The organism is Kitasatospora sp. NPDC059462, from assembly GCF_042749955.1.
GTDB lineage: Bacteria > Actinomycetota > Actinomycetes > Streptomycetales > Streptomycetaceae > Kitasatospora.
This window is the reverse complement of the sequence record NZ_JBHYUU010000386.1, coordinates 1-2054: the sequence shown is the minus strand read 5'-3', so window position 1 is coordinate 2054 and position 2054 is coordinate 1. Positions and strand designations below refer to the sequence as shown.

At 69.4% G+C, this 2054-nt stretch carries 1 protein-coding gene; it reads left to right on the top strand.

Going from position 1 to position 2054, the window contains the following annotated elements:
* Nucleotides 1-2054 (top strand): condensation domain-containing protein (locus ACFXAM_RS38645; protein ID WP_380298607.1); only part of this gene is annotated, 2054 nt, incomplete at both ends.

Genomic DNA, 2054 nt, shown 5'->3' with positions numbered 1-2054 from the left:
CTGCGCCAGGCCGGCTACGACCTCAGCATCCAGCAGATCTTCCAACACCGCACCATCGCCGCACTGGCCCAGCACGCCGCCCACAGCGGACCGGTGGCCGACGCCGAACCGGTCGTTCCCTTCGCCCTGATCGGCGACGAGGACCGGGCCGCGCTGCCGGCCGACGTGGTCGACGCCTACCCGCTGTCCCAGATCCAGACCGGCATGATCGTGGAGATGCTCTCCGGCGACGGCCGCAACACCTACCACAACGTCAACACCTTCCGGATTCCGGACGAGCAGCCCTTCTCCGAGGCCGCCCTGCGCGAGGCGGTCCGGCTGGTCTCTGCCCGTCACGACATGCTCCGCACCTCCATGCACCTCACCGGCTACTCGCAGCCGCTCCAGCTGGTGCACGCCGAGGTCGAGATCCCGCTCAGCATCCACGACCTGCGCGACCTCACCACCGAGCAGCAGCGCGCCAAGGAGATCGAACTCCTCCACCAGGAGCGCGCCACCCTGTTCGACCTCACCACTGCGCCCCTGATCCGCCTCAACGTGCACCTGGAGTCCGACCACTCCTGGCGTCTGACGTTCACTCAGACCCATGCCATCACCGAGGGGTGGAGCTACCACACCCTCCTGATGGAGCTGCTGGAGGCCTACCGTTGCCTCCGCGACGAGGTTCCCCTCGCACTCCCGCAGCCGCCGGCCGTCCGCTACGCCGACTTCATCGCGGCCGAGCTGGAGTCCCTCGACAACGAGGACGACCGCGCCTACTGGCAGCACATCACCGACACGCACGTGCCGCTGATGCTTCCGGCCGGTTGGGGCGATGAGCCGTCCGGGACGGAACCCGAGCGCCTGCACCTGTGGGTGCCGTACGGGGACCTGGAGTCGGGGCTGCGCGGTCTGGCGGCCGCGGCCCGGACGTCGCTGAAGAGCGTGCTGCTCGCGGCCCACGTCAAGGTCCTCGGCATGCTGACCCCCGAACCCGCCTTCCACACCGGCCTGGTGGCCCACGGCCGCCTGGAGGCCACCGGCGGCGATCGGGTGCTCGGCATGCACCTCAACACCGTGCCGTTCCCGGCGGACCGCAGCGCCCGCACCTGGCGCGAGCTGGTCGAGCAGGTCTTCGACCAGGAAACCGCCATCTGGGGCCACCGCCGTTACCCGCTCCCCGCCATCCAGCGCAACACCGGCGGCTCGGAGCGACTGCTCGACGTGATGTTCGACTACCAGGACTTCCACCAGGTCGACTCCGACTCGGTGGACCTGGGGGATTCCTTCCACGACGCGCCGACCGAGTTCGGCTTCAGCGTCCTCGCCCAGGCCGGCCGGCTGACCCTCGTCAGCTCGACCAGCCTCGTCAGCGGGGCGAACGGCGAGCGGTTGGTGGGGATGTACCGGCGGGTGCTGGAGGCGATGGCCGCCGACCCGACCGGTGACGCCCGCGCGACCTACCTGCCCGAGACCGAGACCGTCCAGCTCCTGGAGGAGTGGAACCGGGCCGTCACGATCCCCGGGGAGGAGTGCGTCCACCACGCCTTCGAGCGCCAGGCCGCCACCACCCCGGACGCCCTCGCCCTCACCTTCGAGGACACCCACCTCACCTACCGCGAGCTCAACGAGCGAGCGAACAAGATCGCCCACCACCTGATCGAGCAGGGCGCCGCGCCGGAGACCCTCGTCGCGGTGTGCCTGGAGCGCGGCATCGACCTCATCCCGACCATCCTGGGCGTACTGAAGTCCGGCGCCGGCTACCTCCCCCTCGACCCGTCCAACCCCGTCGAGCGCCTCGGCTACATCCTCGACCACGCCCGCGCACAGATCGTCGTCACCCAGCAGCAGCACACCGACCTCGTGAGCACCATCCACCAGGGCCGCACGGTCGTCCTGGACTCCATCGAGGACGCGACGACGATCGAGAACCAGGTGATCAGCAACCCGATCACCAACTCGCGTCCTGACAACCTCATTTACGTCATCTACACCTCCGGTTCCACCGGTACGCCGAAGGGTGTCACGCTCACCCACGCCAACGTCTGGCGCCTGCTGGCCTCGGTGCGCGAGCA